Raw genomic sequence first — 15,774 nt, forward strand, 5'->3', positions numbered from 1 at the left:
CTAAATACATATGGCAACGCTGTCTTATTCATTTTTATAGCACAAATTCTCCGAGTAGTTTTTTATGACAACTGTTGTTTCTTCACGCATTGAGCTTAAACGCTTATTGTCACTTATGATTCCTATACTTATTACGCAGTTTGCTCAAGCAGGTTTAGGACTCATAGATACTATTATGGCTGGACGATTTTCTGCTGTAGATTTGGCTGCTATTGCTGTAGGTGTAGGTATTTGGATACCTGTAATGCTCCTATTTACAGGTATTTTACTTGCAACAACGCCCTTAGTTGCTGAAGCAGTGGGTGCACATAACCGTAATCAGGTTGGACATATTGTACGCCAATCATTATGGATGGCAGCTATATTGGGCATATTCGCTTTAATACTATTACAGTTTATGCCTTACTTACTGCCACTTTTTAAAGTTCCTGCCGACCTACAACCCAAAGCTGCTTTATTTTTGCATGCTATTGGTCTAGGTATGCCTGCAGTTTGTCTCTATACCTCTCTACGTTGCTACTCTGAGGCCATTGGTAATCCAAGACCTGTTACTGTCATTAGTTTACTGTCTTTACTTGTACTCATTCCATTAAACTACTTATTTATGTATGGCTATGGTCCTATTCCACGTATGGGAAGTGCAGGATGTGGTTTTGCCACAGCAACACTACAATGGCTCATGCTTTTTAGTCTCATTTTTTATATTTCTAAAGCCAAAATTTATAAGAAAGATCTTTTGTTTTCAGGTTTTGAAAAGTTAAACACTCAACTTGCTAAAAAGTTACTGCTCTTAGGTTTTCCTATTGGTTTAGCAATATTCTTTGAAGTAAGTGTTTTTTCAACAGCCGCCATTATTTTAAGTACTTTAGGTGATACCGTTGTTGCCGCACATCAGGTTGCTATATCTGTTACCTCACAGCTTTTTATGTTGCCAATGTCTTTAGCCATTGCTCTCACTATACGTGTAGGCACCTATTACGGCGAAAAAAACTGGGAAGCTATGCGAAAAGTGCAGAAAGTTGGTCTAATGACTGCAACTGTAATGGCATGCTTAACCATGGCATTCATTGCTCTTTTTCGTCAAGACATTATTGGATTTTATACTCAAGATCCACATGTTGCTCAAATTGCAACTTACTTATTACAGTTTTGTATTGCTTACCAACTGATGGATGCATGGCAAGTCAGTGCAGCAGGCTGTTTACGAGGTATGCAAGATACTCAAGCACCAATGTGGGCAACTATGCTTGCCTATTGGGCAATTACCCTACCGCTGAGTATTTACTGGATACGCTATGCGTCAATGGGGCCTCAAGCCATTTGGATTAGCTTAATTATTGGACTGAGTGTTGCATGTACCTTATTGCTCTCTAGGCTTTACCTAAATAATAAAAGACTCGCTAAAAACTCTTATTAAATTAAAAAAGGGAGCGATGCTCCCTTTTTTAATTTTTAGTACTTAAAGCATCAGACATTGCTTCAACCAACTGTTCACCAATTTTAAGTTTTGATGCTTTTTCTAAATCACGTTGGTTAAACCCATATTTTTTGGCAAAAAATACCGTCATTGCATTTTCATCTGCCCCAAAACCGATGTCTTGTCTCGATACATCATTACAAGCAATCATATCTAGTTTTTTAGCAATAAGTTTTCCATTTGCATATTCTTCAACATTTTGAGTTTCAGCAGCAAACCCCACCATAAACGGTCTTTTTTCTTGCTGTGCAATTGTTGCTACAATATCAGGATTCTTAACCAATGCTATTTCTAACTCATCACCTGCTTTCTTAATTTTATGTGGTGCAATCTCAGCCACTCTATAATCTGCTACCGCTGCTGTTGCAATAAAAATATCACAACCATCTGCAAGCATTTGCATACTTTCATCAAGCATTTGCTGTGCAGAAGTTACATTACGACGTGCAACACCATACGGCGTGGCAAGGCTTACAGGACCTGAAATGAGCGTAACCTCAGCCCCAGCCGCATAGCATGCACTCGCTAAAGCAAAGCCCATTTTTCCTGTACTGTGGTTAGAAATATAACGCACAGGATCTATTGCCTCACGTGTTGGCCCTGCGGTAATCGTGACTTTTTTTCCTGCAAGTAAACCGAACTGCTGCGTTTGTATACGCTCTTGTGTTTTAAAAAACTCAAATACTTGCGCTGCCAATGCTTCAGGCTCAGGCATACGACCTCGCCCAACATCGCCACATGCTTGTTCACCTGAGTCAGGAATGATGACATGTACACCATCATCTATCAGCGTTTGTAAATTACGCTGAGTTGCTTTTGCTGCCCACATTTGCTGATTCATGGCAGGTGCTACCCACACAGGTGCTTTTGTTGCAAGGTATATTGTACTTAGCAAATCGTCTGCTAGACCTTGTGCAAATTTTGCTAAAACATCACAACTCGCAGGTGCAACTAAAAGTAAGTCTGCCCAACGTGCCAACTCAATATGCCCCATACCTGCTTCTGCTTCAGGGTCTAACAATGTGGTATGTACAGCATTTGATGATAAAGCTTGAAAAGTGAGTGGCGTAATAAAAGCTTGCGCCCCTTTTGTCATCACAACACGCACATGAAAACCATAGTCTTTTAGGCGACGGACTAAAACGGCACTTTTATATGCTGCAATTCCTCCTGTTACCGCCAAGATAATGTTTTTATTTAAATTTATATTGACATTCGAACTCACAGATAGAACACTCTTTACCTTGCAGTGATGCTCACAATAGCACTAAACCTATATTCTCCCAAACTTAAATCTCTACATGAAAGAAGACCATTTATCTATTAAGTCTTGGCCTACTCAAGAACGCCCACGCGAACGCCTCATCCAACAAGGTGCAAAAAGCCTATCAGATGCAGAACTATTGGCAATTTTTCTAAGATCAGGTTCAAAACAATATTCTGCTGTCGAGCTATCACGCCGTCTAATTTTACACTTTGGCGGTCTTACTCCCATTTTTGATTGTTCACTTGAAGAATTAACTGCTTTTCATGGCATTGGTGAAACTAAATATGCACAATTGATGGCAGTGAAAGAACTAGGTAGACGCTATGTCGACAACTCTTACCTACAACAGCAAAATGCTTTCGACAGCTCAAAAAAAGTCATTGATTTCTTACGCTACCAGTTGCAAGGTGAAAGACAAGAAGTCTTTGCAGTGCTATGTTTAGATACAGATTTATGCAAACTTAATTTTAAAAAACTATTTTTTGGCTCAATAAATACATGCACCATTTCTATTAATCAAATGATACGCCATGTCATTCAACAGCATGCTTCTCAAATTATTATTTGTCATACGCACCCTTTTGGGCAAGCAATACCTTCCTCAGCAGATCATATCCTTACCGAAAAAGTTAAACAGGCCTGTGAACTGATTGAAGTCAAGCTCATTGATCATTGCATTATTTCCCCAACAGGTTCATTCTCTTTTGCAGAGAACCACTTTATATAAATTGTTAAGCCACTTTCCTAAATACCTATGGCTTCATTATTAAATTAATAAGATATAACAGTTATGATTATTCGAGATAAAAGTAATATTTTTCAAATTTTATTCGCATGGCGAGGTACAGTTTTACCAAGAGTCTTACCTGAGCTCATTGCACTTATTTTTATTTCTACCCTCATTAGCTTTCTCGCCTATCATCATATTGTCTATATCCCTCAAGTCCCTGCAATAGGGTTTACAATTTTCGGGGTCATTCTGTCTATTTTCTTAGGCTTTAGAAACAATACCTGCTATGCGCGTTGGTGGGAAGGGCGGAAACTATGGGGTGCACTTATTGCAAGCTCTAGACACATAGATCGGGACAGTAGAGTACTTTCAAATGCACGCCGAGAACGAGTATTAAACCATGTTATGGTCTTTACAAGTACACTGCGTGATCGTTTACGTCACCAAACTGCCAATCTGGAACAGTTTATAGATACTGTCGATTTAGATGAGCAGTCTGTACAACACTTAAATAATCAGCTCAATGCCCCACAGTACATGCTTAGTTTAATTCAATGGGAGTTACTACAAGCATATAAAGAAAAAGAAATTACAGACATTTTATATACTCAAGTCAATAACCATACAATTGAGCTAGGTGCAGTACAAGCAGGTTGTGACCGTATTGCAAGCACACCACTACCTTATGCGTATTCTGTCTTACTCAACCGTGCTGTCTATTGCTTTTGCTTTTTACTGCCTTTTAGTCTAGGTTCTACGCTTGGGCTTTGGACACCTTTTCTTGTTGGCCTAATTGCCTACATGTTTTTAGGCTTAGATAAATTGAGTGCTGAACTTGAAGAACCTTTTGGTACACAAAATAATGATTTACCGCTCGACTCTATTGTACGTCTCATAGAGCGTGAACTTCTCAGCTCACTTGGTAAACCACTTCCACCTGCAATTGCAATAAAGAACCATAACTTATCTTAAAGTTGCTAAATAAAGCTTTCCCATACGCCCTGCTGTCCTTCTTTTACAGCAGGCACACGCCCTAAATGTAACCATGGCATATGCTCACCATGAAAGTCACTACCTATAGACACTTTTAGCCCATGCTCTGCAATTAAACGATCAATCATTTGACGGGTAGATGCAGTCTCAGATGGCGGTGGCAACTCAACTGCATCTCCACCATACTTTGCAAAAATTTCAATTAAATAACGCGTATTTGTCGCTGACAAATCATATTTCGTCGGATGAGCAAGAACAGCAATGCCTTGCGCATCTTGAATAGCTTGAATTGTTTTTTCGAGAGATAACCACTCAAAAGAAACAAACGCAGGCTTGCCTGTCTTTAAAAAGCGGTCAAAAGCTTGCTGTAAACGGGTTACCACACGTTTTTCAAGCAAAACTTGTGCAATATGGCTACGTGTCACTCTGTCAGCTACACCATCTACTTTTGCAAGTACATCAGGATAAAAATCCTGCTTGAGTATCTTTTCAAGCTTATGACAAATTTCTATTGCACGTTGTGCCCTCACTTGCTTTTGTTCAACCAATACTTGCTCTAAACGGTCACGATCTTTTATATTCAAACCGACAATATGTACACCATAACTTTTTTTTGTCGATGGTCTTGACCACTGACTTGATATCTCTACCCCAGAAATAAGTCTTATCTGCTTTTCATCTGCAACTATTTCAGCTCTTTTTAAGCCATCCATTGAATCATGGTCAGTTAATGCTAAAGTATGGATACCTGACTCAACTGCCTTGTGCACTAAATCCTCTGGTGTTAACGCACCATCAGAAATATTGCTATGTGTATGTAAATCTATACCCTGCATATTTTATAATGAACCATTCGCGAGATAGGATTAAACACTTTAACATGAAAGCACTTTTGGACTTTATCCCTCTTATCATCTTTTTCTATTTTTATAAAACAGTTGATCCTACAAATAATCATCATCCGATCTTAAACCTTATTGGTTCTTCTGGTGGTGTAGATAACAATAATACTCTTGTTGCAACTGCAGCACTTATTATTTCAATGATTGTTGTTTATGGTGCAATCTTTGTCTTTCAAAAGTTTCGTTTAGACAAACAACAATGGTTAATTTTATTTATGACTGTTGTTTTTGGTGGTATTACACTGCTACTACACGATGACTTTTATATTAAACTCAAAGCCGCTCTCTTAAACTTTCTTTTTGCTATAGCTTTCTTGCTCTCACCTATTTTTACTAAAGACAAAAGCCCTCTTATTAAAAAAATGTTTGGCACAGTACTCGAACTTACTCCAAAAGGCTGGCTTAATTTAAACATTGCATGGGTAGGTATGTTCATGCTGATGTCATTCCTACATGTGTTCTTTGCATTTTTATTTATGCATGGCAAATACTGGGGAGAATTTACATTATTTGGTGACATGATCATCATGTTCTCATTTATTATTATCCAATTTGTTATTCTAAGAAAACATTTTAAAGCTTCTGAATAACAAGAATATTTTTTTATATAAAACAAGAGTAGACTATGGCTTTATTTATTATTACTTGCACAGATAAAGAAGGAACTTTAGCGGCAAGACTTGCTGCCCGTCCCGCTCATTTAGCACGCCTTGAGAAATTAGATGCCGAGGGCCGTTTAATTACTGCAGGCCCTATGCCAAAAGAACAAGGAAACCCCGAAGCAGGTTTTTATGGAAGTACCATAATCGCTGACTTCGATACACGAGCAGCATTAGATGCATGGCTATCAGATGAGCCTTATCTTGCAGCAGGTGTATATAGCCATATTGATGTAAAGCCATTTATTAAAGCTTTTCCTAAAGGATAAAAGATTATGCAACGTGTTGTATCTCGTACATTTGGCTTGATTTTAGTGTTGTCATCACCTGCATGGGCGGTTGAACCGACTTCACAGATAACACCAATACCTCAGACACAGCCTGTTGCAAACTCAATAAAACCTGCCCCCAATAGTTCAACAACACCAACACCGCAAGCAATAAAAACAAATGAAAGTGCGCCGTTGGTAGAACCCAACTCGCCTGCTCAGCTTGCACAAAAGAAAGCAGAAGATGATTTAAAAATGAAAACATTGGTAAAGAACCAAGAAGTTCGAATGCAGCAACTCGAAAAAGCAAACTTAGATGCTTTGGCACATAATCAAGCATTACAGCTTAAAAATGATAATTTGGGTGTCCAAGTTCAAGTTCTTCAAAGTGAACGCACAGCACAGCTCTTTATGTATGGTGCAGCAACACTTGCAATTGGTGTCATCTTAGGCTTTGTACTTGCTGGATACATTTATACAAAACGTCGTCGTCAGTGGTAAATAAAGGGTTAAAGATTGTTTGGTAAAATTCAAACGGCCGAGCTTACATGGCAACAGGTCGATGGTATTGATATTCCTGTTTCAACACAGTTTGGAGATGTCTACTTTTCTAAAGACAATGGCTTGCTCGAAACACGCCATGTCTTTTTAAATGGAAATGATTTATCGACCAGACTCTCTAAACTTAAAAGTTATGAATACTTTTGTGTAGGTGAAACAGGCTTTGGTACGGGTTTAAATATTTTAGCGTTGTGGCAACTTTGGCAAGATGTGCAACCTCAAAACCAGAGCCACTTACATGTTGTGACTGTTGAGAAATTCCCTCTCTCAAAAGAAGATTTAGTGCGTGCCTTAAAAGCATGGCCTGAGCTTCAACCTTTGGCAGAACAGCTAATTTCACAATATCCTGCCCCTATTTCAGGCTGTCATAGACTGAATTTTCCAAATGCACGCTTTAGTATAGATTTATGGCTAGGTGATGCTGAAGATATTTTTCCTATCATTCCTAAAACAGGTGTTGTAAATGCTTGGTTTTTAGATGGGTTTGCGCCATCTTGCAACCCTGAACTATGGCAACAAAATGTCCTTGAACATATTGTTCGACTCTCTGCACCTAGCACAACTTTTGCATCATTTAGTGTCGCAGGAATAATTAAACGTGGGCTTAAAGCACATGGTATCGAAATTTCAAGACCCAAAGGCTTTGGCCATAAACGAGAAATGCTCAAAGCAATTTGGCCAACTTTAGAGACTGAGCATACAAAACACCTTCATACACCACTTAATATTGCTATTATTGGCGCAGGAATTGCGGGGTTAAGCCATGCTTGGGCATTTGCAAACCGTGGGCACCACATTAAAGTTTACGACCGTATAGGCGTAGTTTCAGGGGCTTCAGGCAATCCACTTGCATTACTTAACCCGAAACTTTGTCCTGCCACACAAAACCATGAACATTTAATGAGTTTAAGTTGGCAATATGCATGCTCATATTATCGGCAGTTCAAAGCATTTCATAAAATCGCTGTCCAACAAACCGATATTAAAAAAAATGGGGAACTTGAAAAACTCATAAACGATTACCCTGAAGGTGAAATCAGTCAGACCACGTCTTCTTTTCTAAAATCGGAATATGAGTCTATACAATTAAAAAATGCAGGTGCTGTTATTCCTCAGACACTGGCTGAAGAAATCTTAAGCCATCCGCTTATTCAGCTCATTGCAACTGAAATTACCCATATTGAAGAAGATGCTGAACAGGTTTACCTTACCGACATATCTCAACAAAAGTTTTCTGCTGACCTCGTCATTGTATGTACAGCCAAAGATAGTCATCTGCTTATTCCTAATTTACCTAAGCTGAAACCTATTCGTGGACAAGTCAGTTGGTTCAACAACGAAAATAGCCCTTTACCACAAAATCTCGCATTGAGTTATGGTGGCTATGCCATGCAGCTCAATACGACACATCTTATTTTAGGTGCATCTTTTCACCCACAAAGAGATGATGATGACGTTCTTAAAGAAGATCATGTGCATAACCTTGCGCTCATGCAAAAAATCTATCCTGAATACGCCAACACATTAGAAAACCTAGAGGCTTGGGAAGGTCGTGCATCTATACGTGCACAAAGCGCCGATTACTTTCCACTCCTTGGAGCATGTAAAGAAGAAACAAAAATATATACCTGTTCAGGATTAGGCTCTAAGGGCTTCTTATTTGCACCACTATGTAGTGAAATTGTAGCAGCTCAAGTACTTCATGAGGTTTGCCCTGTACCTATGAGTGTTTTAGATAAACTCAGTCCCCAAAGGTTTATTAAAAAAGTTAAACCTAAAAAACCTTATTATCAGAATAAAAAAGCGCCCTAAGGCGCTTTTTTATTCTATTGGTAATCCTGCTGTTTTCGCTGCACGCGTGCCTCCCATAAGCACCACGTACTCTCTACTACTATCAAAACCTTCTAGTTTCTCAGCAGCTCTAGGTGCTTTACTGCCACCACCACATAAAATATAAATCGGTTGATCTGCCGCAACTTCTGCTAATGCATTTTCATTGATATGGTCAATCGGCTGATTGACCGCACCTTTTAAATGTGCCTCTGCATAGGCATTTTCATCTCTAACATCCCAAATAACAGCATTATCTGGGAATTCAAATGTTGTAATTTCTTGTTTACGGATCATTGTGTCCTCCTTTTATATAAACAACACTTGGCAAATCAAGAAAACCCTCTTAGCATCTCAGATATTTCATCCACTTGTAAAGGTGCTAGATATGCCTTCTTTTGATATCGTTTCCGAACTTGAGACTTTTGAAGTCAACCACGCTGTACAAAATACACAGAAAGAGATCGCAACACGTTTTGATTTTCGTGGTCAAGATGTAACTGTTGAACTCAACGAGAAATCAAAAGAGATTAAAATCTCTACAGAAAATGATTTCCAATGTGAACAAGTTTACAGCATGCTCGAAAATCATTTCTTTAAACGTAAAATTGATATTCAAGCAATGGACCCACAAAAAGCATCTGCTTCAGGTAAACACTTTGTTCAGGTCATTAAACTCAAAGATGGTTTAGATGCCGACACTGCTAAAAAAGTAAATAAAGCCATTAAAGAAAGTGGTATCAAAGTTCAATCCTCTATTCAAGGGGATAAAATTCGTGTCAGCGATAAAAAGCGCGATACCCTACAAAAACTGATGGCTTTCTTACGTGAAGAACAGTTTGGTATTCCATTACAGTTTAATAACTTCAAAGACTAAGCAAGAATCAGACCATAAAAAAGGCGCATAAGATGCGCCTTTTTTATAATGCTATTCTTTACATATCAACCATTTCTATGCCATCTAAACGTGCGACAGTCATCAAATCTTTATCGCCACGTCCTGAAACTGTTGCAATAAGTATTTGATCTTTCGACATCGTTGGTGCAAGTTTAGAAACATATGCCATTGCATGCGCACTTTCTAGTGCAGGAATAATCCCTTCGATTTTCGTTAAATCACGAAAACCTTGTAATGCTTCGTCATCTGTAATTGGAACATATTGAACACGTTTCATATCTTTTAAGAAACTATGCTCAGGGCCTACACCCGGATAATCTAATCCCGCAGAAATACTATGTGTTTCAATAATCTGACCTTGTGGATCACTCATTAAATAAGTTCTATTGCCATGTAGCACACCCACATGACCTGCATTAAGCGGTGCCGAATGTTTACCAGTTTCCACACCTAAACCTGCTGCTTCAACACCATACATTGCAACATCGGTATCATTTAAGAATGGATAAAATAAGCCCATTGCATTTGACCCACCACCAACACATGCTACTAACGCATCAGGCAAACGACCTGCTTGGTCTTGAATTTGCTGACGAGCCTCACGACCAATAATCGACTGAAAGTCACGTACCAACTGTGGATATGGATGTGGGCCTGCAACCGTTCCAATCACATAGTAAGTACTGTCTACATTACTTACCCAGTCACGCATGGCTTCATTCATGGCATCTTTTAGCGTACGAGAACCACTTGTCACAGGAACAACTTTTGCACCGAGTAATCGCATACGGTATACATTCATTGCCTGACGTTTTACATCGTCTGCACCCATATATACAACGCATTCAATGCCCAAACGAGCTGCAATTGTTGCTGTTGCTACGCCATGCTGACCTGCACCTGTTTCAGCAATAATCCGTTTTTTGCCTGAAAGCTTGGCTAAAAGCGCTTGCCCAATCGTATTGTTTACTTTATGCGAGCCTGTATGGTTTAAGTCTTCACGCTTTAAATAAATTTGTGCGCCACCAAGATGTTTCGACCATCGCTCAGCATAATAAAGAGGACTTGGACGGCCAACGTAATAGGCCAAATCACGGTCGAATTCTGCAAGAAACTGGGCATCATTTTTCATTCTCTCATAAAGAGATTCTAAGTCTTCTAATGCTGCCATTAATGTTTCTGACACAAATCGTCCGCCATGAATACCAAAATGCCCTTTTGCATCTGGATATTGTGTGTAGTCAATCTTATTTTGCTGATCCACAATGGACTCCTTGCATAAATTTTTCTATCAGTTGATGGTCTTTTATTCCTTTACTTACTTCTACTCCACCACTTACATCAACTGCAAATGTCTGAGTAGTTTCAATTGCCTCTGTAACATTCTCAGGTGTTAAACCACCTGCCAATATCAAAGGAATATCTAAGCGAGGAAATTGAGACCAGTCAAATTGCAACCCTGTTCCCCCTTTGAGTTCAGGATGCCAAGCATCAAGTAAAATAGCACTTGCGCCTGCTTTTTGATAACGCTTTATTTCAGCAATTAAGTCTAGCTCAGGCTTAACTTGAATTGCTTTATACCACCGTTTACCAAATTGTTGAGCAATAGATACACATTGCTCTGGTGTTTCATGACCATGAAACTGCAAAACATCTAAAGTAACATGATGAAGTATGTTTCTTATTTCATCAATTTCTGCATTTACAAATAATCCCACAATTTGTACATAAGGTGGAATCATTTTTGCGATTTTTTCAGCTTGAGATACAGCAACATACCGTGGACTTGGTTCATAAAATACCAAGCCAATTGCATCTGCACCTGCATTTACCACCGCTTGAGCATCTTCTAAACGCGTAATTCCACAAATCTTCGCACGAGTTCGCATAAGTTCTTTTTCTTGCCCCAAATGATGATTGATCAAGCATAATACAAAAATGTTTCTATTGTTATTTTTAGCAAAACAATACCGAATTGCAAACGTTTTGACACCTCAAGCTCATATAATCTTTTTATCTTTGTTTTTAGACGACTCTAACAATGCAAATTATTGGTCATCGTGGTGCAAGAAACGAAGCACCTGAAAATACACTTGGTGGGTTTCGGTACTTAAAAGAAATTGGTATTACAGCTGTTGAATTTGATGTTAGACAGCTTAACGATGGGACATTGGTTGTCATTCATGATGAAAGTTTAGAACGAACTTCGGGTCAAACCCAGTCTATTTATACATCGACTTTGGCTGATTTAAAATCGCATGACCATCGCTTGAAATGGAAAGATTGGCAACAGGCTGAACCCACGCCAACGCTCGCTGAAACACTCCAAATTATTCAAGAATTCACACATATTGAAGTTGAAGTCAAAGCAGTTAGTTCCATTAATGAAGCAGAACGACTGTGCCAAAGCCTACTTAAATTACTCAATGGTTTTGAACAGCAAGTCACTATTACCAGTTTTGATGAAAAAATTCTTCGAGTACTACAACAAGAAAAATGTCATTTTAAGCGTGGATTGCTTATTGAAGAAGACACTAAAAAAGAAGCTATTGAAAAAGCACTATCTTTAAAATGTAATCGTATTGGATGGATGGATGCTCTCACAACCCAAGACATCATTGAACAAACGCATCAAGCTGGACTAAATGTCAGTGTTTGGACAGTTAATAATATTCAACGTGCACAAGAATTGAAACAATTTGGTATAGAAGGACTCATTACAGATATTCCAATGCGGATGAAAAGTGCGCTATAGTATTCGAAGCATAAATATTTAAATTAAAAGATTTTTATATTTATATTTGCCCTAATATACAAGTGTATTCTATTATATATACTCATATTTGGCGTTTAACCTTTGCGCACTGTATTTTCAAAGGAATGCTTTGGAATTTACCATCTTCTCACTTTGGGAGCGTCTCTTATGACTCCTTCGTCCCAAACGCTTAAAGCTCCGATCAATTGGACAGCCGCAATTACATTGCTCGGTACACCGATTCTGTCTATGATTGCCATACCGCTTTATGCGTATCATCATGATTTTTCATTGTCAGCATGGATTAGCCTTTTCTTCTTATTGGCTTTTAGCAGTTTAAGTATTACAGCAGGTTATCACCGCTTATGGGCACACCGTGCTTATGAAGCATCTTTACCATTAAAAATTATTTTAATGATTGGCGGTACATTTGCTATTCAAAATAGTATTTTATATTGGGCATCAGGTCATAGAACACACCATCGTCACGTAGATGATGTTGAAAAAGACCCCTACTCTATTAAAAAAGGTTTTTGGTACGCACATTTAGGTTGGATGATTCGTGATTATCCAGCAGCAGAAGCTAACTATAAAAATGCGCCTGACCTTATGAATGATAAATTGGTGATGTTTCAGCATAAATACTATGTTCCGCTTGTCATTGCTGTACACAGTATCATTTTACTGAGTGTTGGTTGGGCAGTGGGTGACATTTGGGGCGTCATTCTACTTGGTGGTTTATTGCGGCTTGTTCTTAGCCATCATGTTACCTTTTTCATTAATTCACTCTGCCATATGTTTGGTAAACGTCCTTATACCGATGAAAATACAGCACGCGATAACTTTTGGTTAGCAATTGCTACATGGGGTGAGGGATATCATAACTACCATCATATTTTCCAGTATGACTATCGCAACGGCGTAAAATGGTGGCAATATGACCCAACAAAATGGCTCATTTGGACATGTTCAAGATTTGGACTCGCGAGAAATCTCAGAAGAATTCCAAGCTTAAATATTAAAAAAGCTGAACTTGCCATGAAATTTAAATATGCCGAACAAGATCTTGCAATTTATGGACATCATGTCAGCGAAGACTTCCATAATATGAAGCACCGTATTGCACAAGAGTATGAAGCATTTACACATACACTCAATGATATGGCAAAGCTAAAAGAGCAAGAAATGCTTGCTAAAAAGCAACGTATGACTGAAAAATTGCACCAGATGGATGATAAATTAAAACTTGAGTTTCAACTCATAGAACAGCGTTTACAGCACCATAGAGCACGTTTAGAGATTATGGTAAAGAGCTTACCAAAAGCCACCCCGCCTTCAGCATAAATAAAAAGGCTGAACTTTTATAAGTTCAGCCTTTTTACATCGGCATATAAATATATTTATATGCTTAACAAAAATAATTTAAATTATTTTTGTTTTTTAAGTTCTTTTTGCAATTTTTTTACTTTGCTTTCGTGTTTAGCAATTTTTGCAAGACGTGCTTTAAGTTCTTTTTTCAAAGTTTTAACTTGTTTAGACATAAGTTACTCCTCGTTATGCATATCCGTTGACTGATGTTTTTTAATAAAACTACGGATAAATTTTCTCAATTCGCGTGCTGCACTTGTATCCAACTCATCGCATAAATCAATAAATTGATCTCGTTCAGCACTATTAATACGAATTAAAAGCTGACTGTCTTTTTTACTAGCTTTTTTTCGTTGGGGTTGATCAGTCATTGCGTATTTACCCCTAAAGCCAACAAAAAACGTATATACAATATATATACTCTGTCTATGCATGTCAAGCCTAGCATATTTTCACCTAGTCTCACGCACAACCACTCCACTATAAACAAGTGGGGTATATTAATCGATTATTACAAAAAGACGTTAGCAAATATGCTTTCTTTTATTCAGTATAAAACCTAAGAAATCGCATGAATGTGACACTTTTGTTATAGTAATAAAATGACCTAAAGGATAATTCCATGCACCTGAATTCACGTTACCCACAGCTCAATAGCAAGCTGTATCATCACCAAATGCCATCTCCCTTAAAAGGTGCGAAAGCAGGACATTTCAATGAAACTCTTGCAGATGAATTACAGTGGAGTAACGAAGAAAAACAAAATTGGGTTGCACTATGTAGTGGACAGCAAACATTTTCATCATTCCAACCACTTGCTATGGCATATGCAGGACACCAATTTGGGCATTGGGCAGGTGCTCTTGGCGATGGACGTGGCTTGCTCATTGCACAAGTTTTTAATACAAAAAAGCAGACTATAGACTTACATTTAAAAGGTGCAGGAGAAACACCTTACTCGCGTATGGGAGATGGTCGCGCAGTATTACGTTCTGTTATTCGAGAATATTTAGCAGGACATGCACTCAATGCTTTAGGAGTTCCCTCAAGTAACGCTGTCGGTTTTACAAGCTCACTTCAAGGTGTACAACGTGAAAAATTAGAACCGGGCGCAATGTTACTGCGCAGTGCCGATAGCCATATTCGTTTGGGTCACTTTGAATGGATCAATCAATATGCACCTGATTTACTTTCAGACTTTACTCAACACTGTATTTCTTGGCACTACCCTGAATGTTTAGAGGAAAGTACTCCAATTCTCGCATTTGCAAAAGCAGTCATTCAAAAAACTGCAACCCTTGTTGCACATTGGCAATTGGTTGGCTTTGCACATGGAGTGATGAATACCGACAACCTCAATATTACGGGCTCTACATTAGATTTCGGCCCTTATGGTTTCTTAGAAAGATTTCGCCCTAATTGGATTAACAACCATTCAGACCATCAAGGACGCTATACCTATGAAAAACAACCAAGTATTGCGCATTGGAATTTATGGGTATGGCTCAATCAGCTGATTCCTCTTGCCCCTGAAGGAAATAAAGAAAAATTTAAAGCTGAGTTAGCAGAATGTCTAAAAATATTTGAACCCACATTTTTAGAGGCATATAAAAAAGGCTTGGCACACAAAATGGGCTTACCTACATTTCATAAAGACAGCTTTGAATGTAGTTTAGATTTTTTAAGAATATTACAACAAGCACAGCTCGACTACACACAGAGCTTTATTGCATTACAAGAGCACAGATATAGAGATATCCGCGATGAATGCATAGATATTACAAGTTTTGACCTGTTCTTAAATAAATATCATCAGATTCGTGAACATCAAGATACTGAGCTACTCGACCAAACGATGCAACAACATAACCCTCACTACATCTTGCGCAACCATATGGCACAAGATGCAATTGAAGCCGCAGAGCGTGATGATTTTTCAGAAGTAGATCGTTTATTTAAGCTGCTTGCAAAACCTTTTACAAAGCAGCCTCATCTTGAAAAAACGTCAGACCTCACACCACCTGCAAGTGATGCACCTGAAATTTCAATCAGTTGTTCATCTTAA

17 protein-coding genes are annotated in these 15,774 nt (G+C 38.4%); 11 read left to right on the forward strand and 6 right to left on the reverse strand.

Annotated elements, in window-relative coordinates; genetic code table 11:
- Positions 1-64 precede the first annotated feature (64 nt).
- On the forward strand, positions 65-1,417 hold the full coding sequence (locus P256_RS06640; RefSeq protein WP_023272917.1) for an MATE family efflux transporter: 1,353 nt from the start codon (positions 65-67) through the stop codon (positions 1,415-1,417).
- 28 nt (positions 1,418-1,445) lie between these two features.
- Here P256_RS06640 and coaBC read toward each other — a convergent pair whose 3' ends face one another.
- On the reverse strand, positions 1,446-2,702 hold the full coding sequence (gene coaBC, locus P256_RS06645) for a bifunctional phosphopantothenoylcysteine decarboxylase/phosphopantothenate--cysteine ligase CoaBC (RefSeq protein ID WP_023272918.1): 1,257 nt from the start codon (positions 2,700-2,702) through the stop codon (positions 1,446-1,448).
- Between the two features lie 76 nt (positions 2,703-2,778).
- Between coaBC and radC the strand changes: the two genes are divergently transcribed.
- A complete protein-coding gene (gene radC, locus P256_RS06650; protein WP_023272919.1) occupies positions 2,779-3,471 on the forward strand; it encodes a RadC family protein in 693 nt (230 codons plus the stop codon).
- A gap of 63 nt (positions 3,472-3,534) precedes the next feature.
- Positions 3,535-4,446: a bestrophin family protein gene (locus P256_RS06655; protein WP_023272920.1), complete on the forward strand. Its 912-nt coding sequence runs from the start codon at positions 3,535-3,537 to the stop codon at positions 4,444-4,446.
- Positions 4,447-4,451: 5 nt separating this feature from the next.
- Here the strand turns inward: P256_RS06655 and P256_RS06660 are convergent, their stop codons facing one another.
- The gene (locus P256_RS06660; RefSeq protein WP_023272921.1) at positions 4,452-5,303 is read right to left on the reverse strand and encodes a PHP domain-containing protein; all 852 of its coding nucleotides are present in this window, start codon (positions 5,301-5,303) and stop codon (positions 4,452-4,454) included.
- Positions 5,304-5,347: 44 nt separating this feature from the next.
- Here P256_RS06660 and P256_RS06665 point away from each other — a divergent pair, with 44 nt between their 5' ends.
- The 4 genes from P256_RS06665 to P256_RS06680 are packed head-to-tail and all read left to right on the forward strand — an operon-like array spanning position 5,348 to position 8,670.
- Positions 5,348-5,959, forward strand: a complete 612-nt coding sequence (locus tag P256_RS06665) for a septation protein IspZ (RefSeq protein ID WP_023272922.1) — start codon at positions 5,348-5,350, stop codon at positions 5,957-5,959.
- Positions 5,960-5,994: 35 nt separating this feature from the next.
- Entirely contained in the window at positions 5,995-6,297 is a 303-nt protein-coding gene (locus P256_RS06670; RefSeq protein ID WP_023272923.1) for a YciI family protein, read from the forward strand.
- Positions 6,298-6,303: 6 nt separating this feature from the next.
- The gene (locus tag P256_RS06675; protein ID WP_023272924.1) at positions 6,304-6,798 is read left to right on the forward strand and encodes an SH3 domain-containing protein; all 495 of its coding nucleotides are present in this window, start codon (positions 6,304-6,306) and stop codon (positions 6,796-6,798) included.
- A gap of 15 nt (positions 6,799-6,813) precedes the next feature.
- Entirely contained in the window at positions 6,814-8,670 is a 1,857-nt protein-coding gene (locus P256_RS06680) for a bifunctional tRNA (5-methylaminomethyl-2-thiouridine)(34)-methyltransferase MnmD/FAD-dependent 5-carboxymethylaminomethyl-2-thiouridine(34) oxidoreductase MnmC (protein WP_023272925.1), read from the forward strand.
- 9 nt (positions 8,671-8,679) lie between these two features.
- On the opposite strand, the gene P256_RS06685 is transcribed toward P256_RS06680, so the two are convergent.
- Positions 8,680-8,985 carry a rhodanese-like domain-containing protein gene (locus P256_RS06685; RefSeq protein ID WP_023272926.1) on the reverse strand — a complete coding sequence of 102 codons (306 nt, stop codon included), beginning with the start codon at positions 8,983-8,985 and terminating at the stop codon, positions 8,680-8,682.
- Positions 8,986-9,076: 91 nt separating this feature from the next.
- On the opposite strand from P256_RS06685, the gene P256_RS06690 reads away from it, so the two are divergent.
- Positions 9,077-9,565 carry a YajQ family cyclic di-GMP-binding protein gene (locus P256_RS06690; protein ID WP_023272927.1) on the forward strand — a complete coding sequence of 163 codons (489 nt, stop codon included), beginning with the start codon at positions 9,077-9,079 and terminating at the stop codon, positions 9,563-9,565.
- Positions 9,566-9,623: 58 nt separating this feature from the next.
- Here the strand turns inward: P256_RS06690 and trpB are convergent, their stop codons facing one another.
- Positions 9,624-10,850 (reverse strand): tryptophan synthase subunit beta, encoded by a 1,227-nt coding sequence (gene trpB, locus P256_RS06695; protein ID WP_023272928.1) that lies wholly within the window; start codon positions 10,848-10,850, stop codon positions 9,624-9,626.
- A complete protein-coding gene (locus P256_RS06700) occupies positions 10,834-11,475 on the reverse strand; it encodes a phosphoribosylanthranilate isomerase (RefSeq protein WP_023272929.1) in 642 nt (213 codons plus the stop codon). Before P256_RS06700 ends, trpB begins: the two co-directional genes overlap by 17 nt.
- 152 nt (positions 11,476-11,627) lie before the next feature.
- Here P256_RS06700 and P256_RS06705 point away from each other — a divergent pair, with 152 nt between their 5' ends.
- Positions 11,628-12,341 (forward strand): glycerophosphodiester phosphodiesterase, encoded by a 714-nt coding sequence (locus tag P256_RS06705; protein WP_023272930.1) that lies wholly within the window; start codon positions 11,628-11,630, stop codon positions 12,339-12,341.
- A 168-nt stretch (positions 12,342-12,509) separates the two neighbouring features.
- On the forward strand, positions 12,510-13,685 hold the full coding sequence (locus P256_RS06710; RefSeq protein ID WP_023272931.1) for an acyl-CoA desaturase: 1,176 nt from the start codon (positions 12,510-12,512) through the stop codon (positions 13,683-13,685).
- Positions 13,686-13,885: 200 nt separating this feature from the next.
- Here P256_RS06710 and P256_RS06715 read toward each other — a convergent pair whose 3' ends face one another.
- Positions 13,886-14,080, reverse strand: coding sequence for a hypothetical protein (locus P256_RS06715; RefSeq protein ID WP_040331935.1), 195 nt, complete (start codon positions 14,078-14,080; stop codon positions 13,886-13,888).
- A gap of 251 nt (positions 14,081-14,331) precedes the next feature.
- Between P256_RS06715 and P256_RS06720 the strand changes: the two genes are divergently transcribed.
- The gene (locus tag P256_RS06720) at positions 14,332-15,774 is read left to right on the forward strand and encodes a protein adenylyltransferase SelO (RefSeq protein ID WP_023272934.1); all 1,443 of its coding nucleotides are present in this window, start codon (positions 14,332-14,334) and stop codon (positions 15,772-15,774) included.

The sequence above is a fragment of the Acinetobacter nectaris CIP 110549 genome, from assembly GCF_000488215.1.
Classification (GTDB): Bacteria; Pseudomonadota; Gammaproteobacteria; order Pseudomonadales; family Moraxellaceae; genus Acinetobacter; species Acinetobacter nectaris.

What these genes read in the sequence shown, in the direction of transcription:
- P256_RS06640 (WP_023272917.1), top strand. Translation starts at nt 65, where the DNA reads ATGACAACTGTTGTTTCTTCACGCATTGAGCTTAAACGCTTATTGTCA.
- radC (WP_023272919.1), top strand. Translation starts at nt 2,779, where the DNA reads ATGAAAGAAGACCATTTATCTATTAAGTCTTGGCCTACTCAAGAACGC.
- P256_RS06655 (WP_023272920.1), top strand. Translation starts at nt 3,535, where the DNA reads ATGATTATTCGAGATAAAAGTAATATTTTTCAAATTTTATTCGCATGG.
- P256_RS06660 (WP_023272921.1), bottom strand. Translation starts at nt 5,303, where the DNA reads ATGCAGGGTATAGATTTACATACACATAGCAATATTTCTGATGGTGCG.
- P256_RS06665 (WP_023272922.1), top strand. Translation starts at nt 5,348, where the DNA reads ATGAAAGCACTTTTGGACTTTATCCCTCTTATCATCTTTTTCTATTTT.
- P256_RS06670 (WP_023272923.1), top strand. Translation starts at nt 5,995, where the DNA reads ATGGCTTTATTTATTATTACTTGCACAGATAAAGAAGGAACTTTAGCG.
- P256_RS06675 (WP_023272924.1), top strand. Translation starts at nt 6,304, where the DNA reads ATGCAACGTGTTGTATCTCGTACATTTGGCTTGATTTTAGTGTTGTCA.
- P256_RS06685 (WP_023272926.1), bottom strand. Translation starts at nt 8,985, where the DNA reads ATGATCCGTAAACAAGAAATTACAACATTTGAATTCCCAGATAATGCT.
- P256_RS06690 (WP_023272927.1), top strand. Translation starts at nt 9,077, where the DNA reads ATGCCTTCTTTTGATATCGTTTCCGAACTTGAGACTTTTGAAGTCAAC.
- P256_RS06700 (WP_023272929.1), bottom strand. Translation starts at nt 11,475, where the DNA reads ATGCGAACTCGTGCGAAGATTTGTGGAATTACGCGTTTAGAAGATGCT.
- P256_RS06705 (WP_023272930.1), top strand. Translation starts at nt 11,628, where the DNA reads ATGCAAATTATTGGTCATCGTGGTGCAAGAAACGAAGCACCTGAAAAT.
- P256_RS06710 (WP_023272931.1), top strand. Translation starts at nt 12,510, where the DNA reads ATGACTCCTTCGTCCCAAACGCTTAAAGCTCCGATCAATTGGACAGCC.
- P256_RS06715 (WP_040331935.1), bottom strand. Translation starts at nt 14,080, where the DNA reads ATGACTGATCAACCCCAACGAAAAAAAGCTAGTAAAAAAGACAGTCAG.
- P256_RS06720 (WP_023272934.1), top strand. Translation starts at nt 14,332, where the DNA reads ATGCACCTGAATTCACGTTACCCACAGCTCAATAGCAAGCTGTATCAT.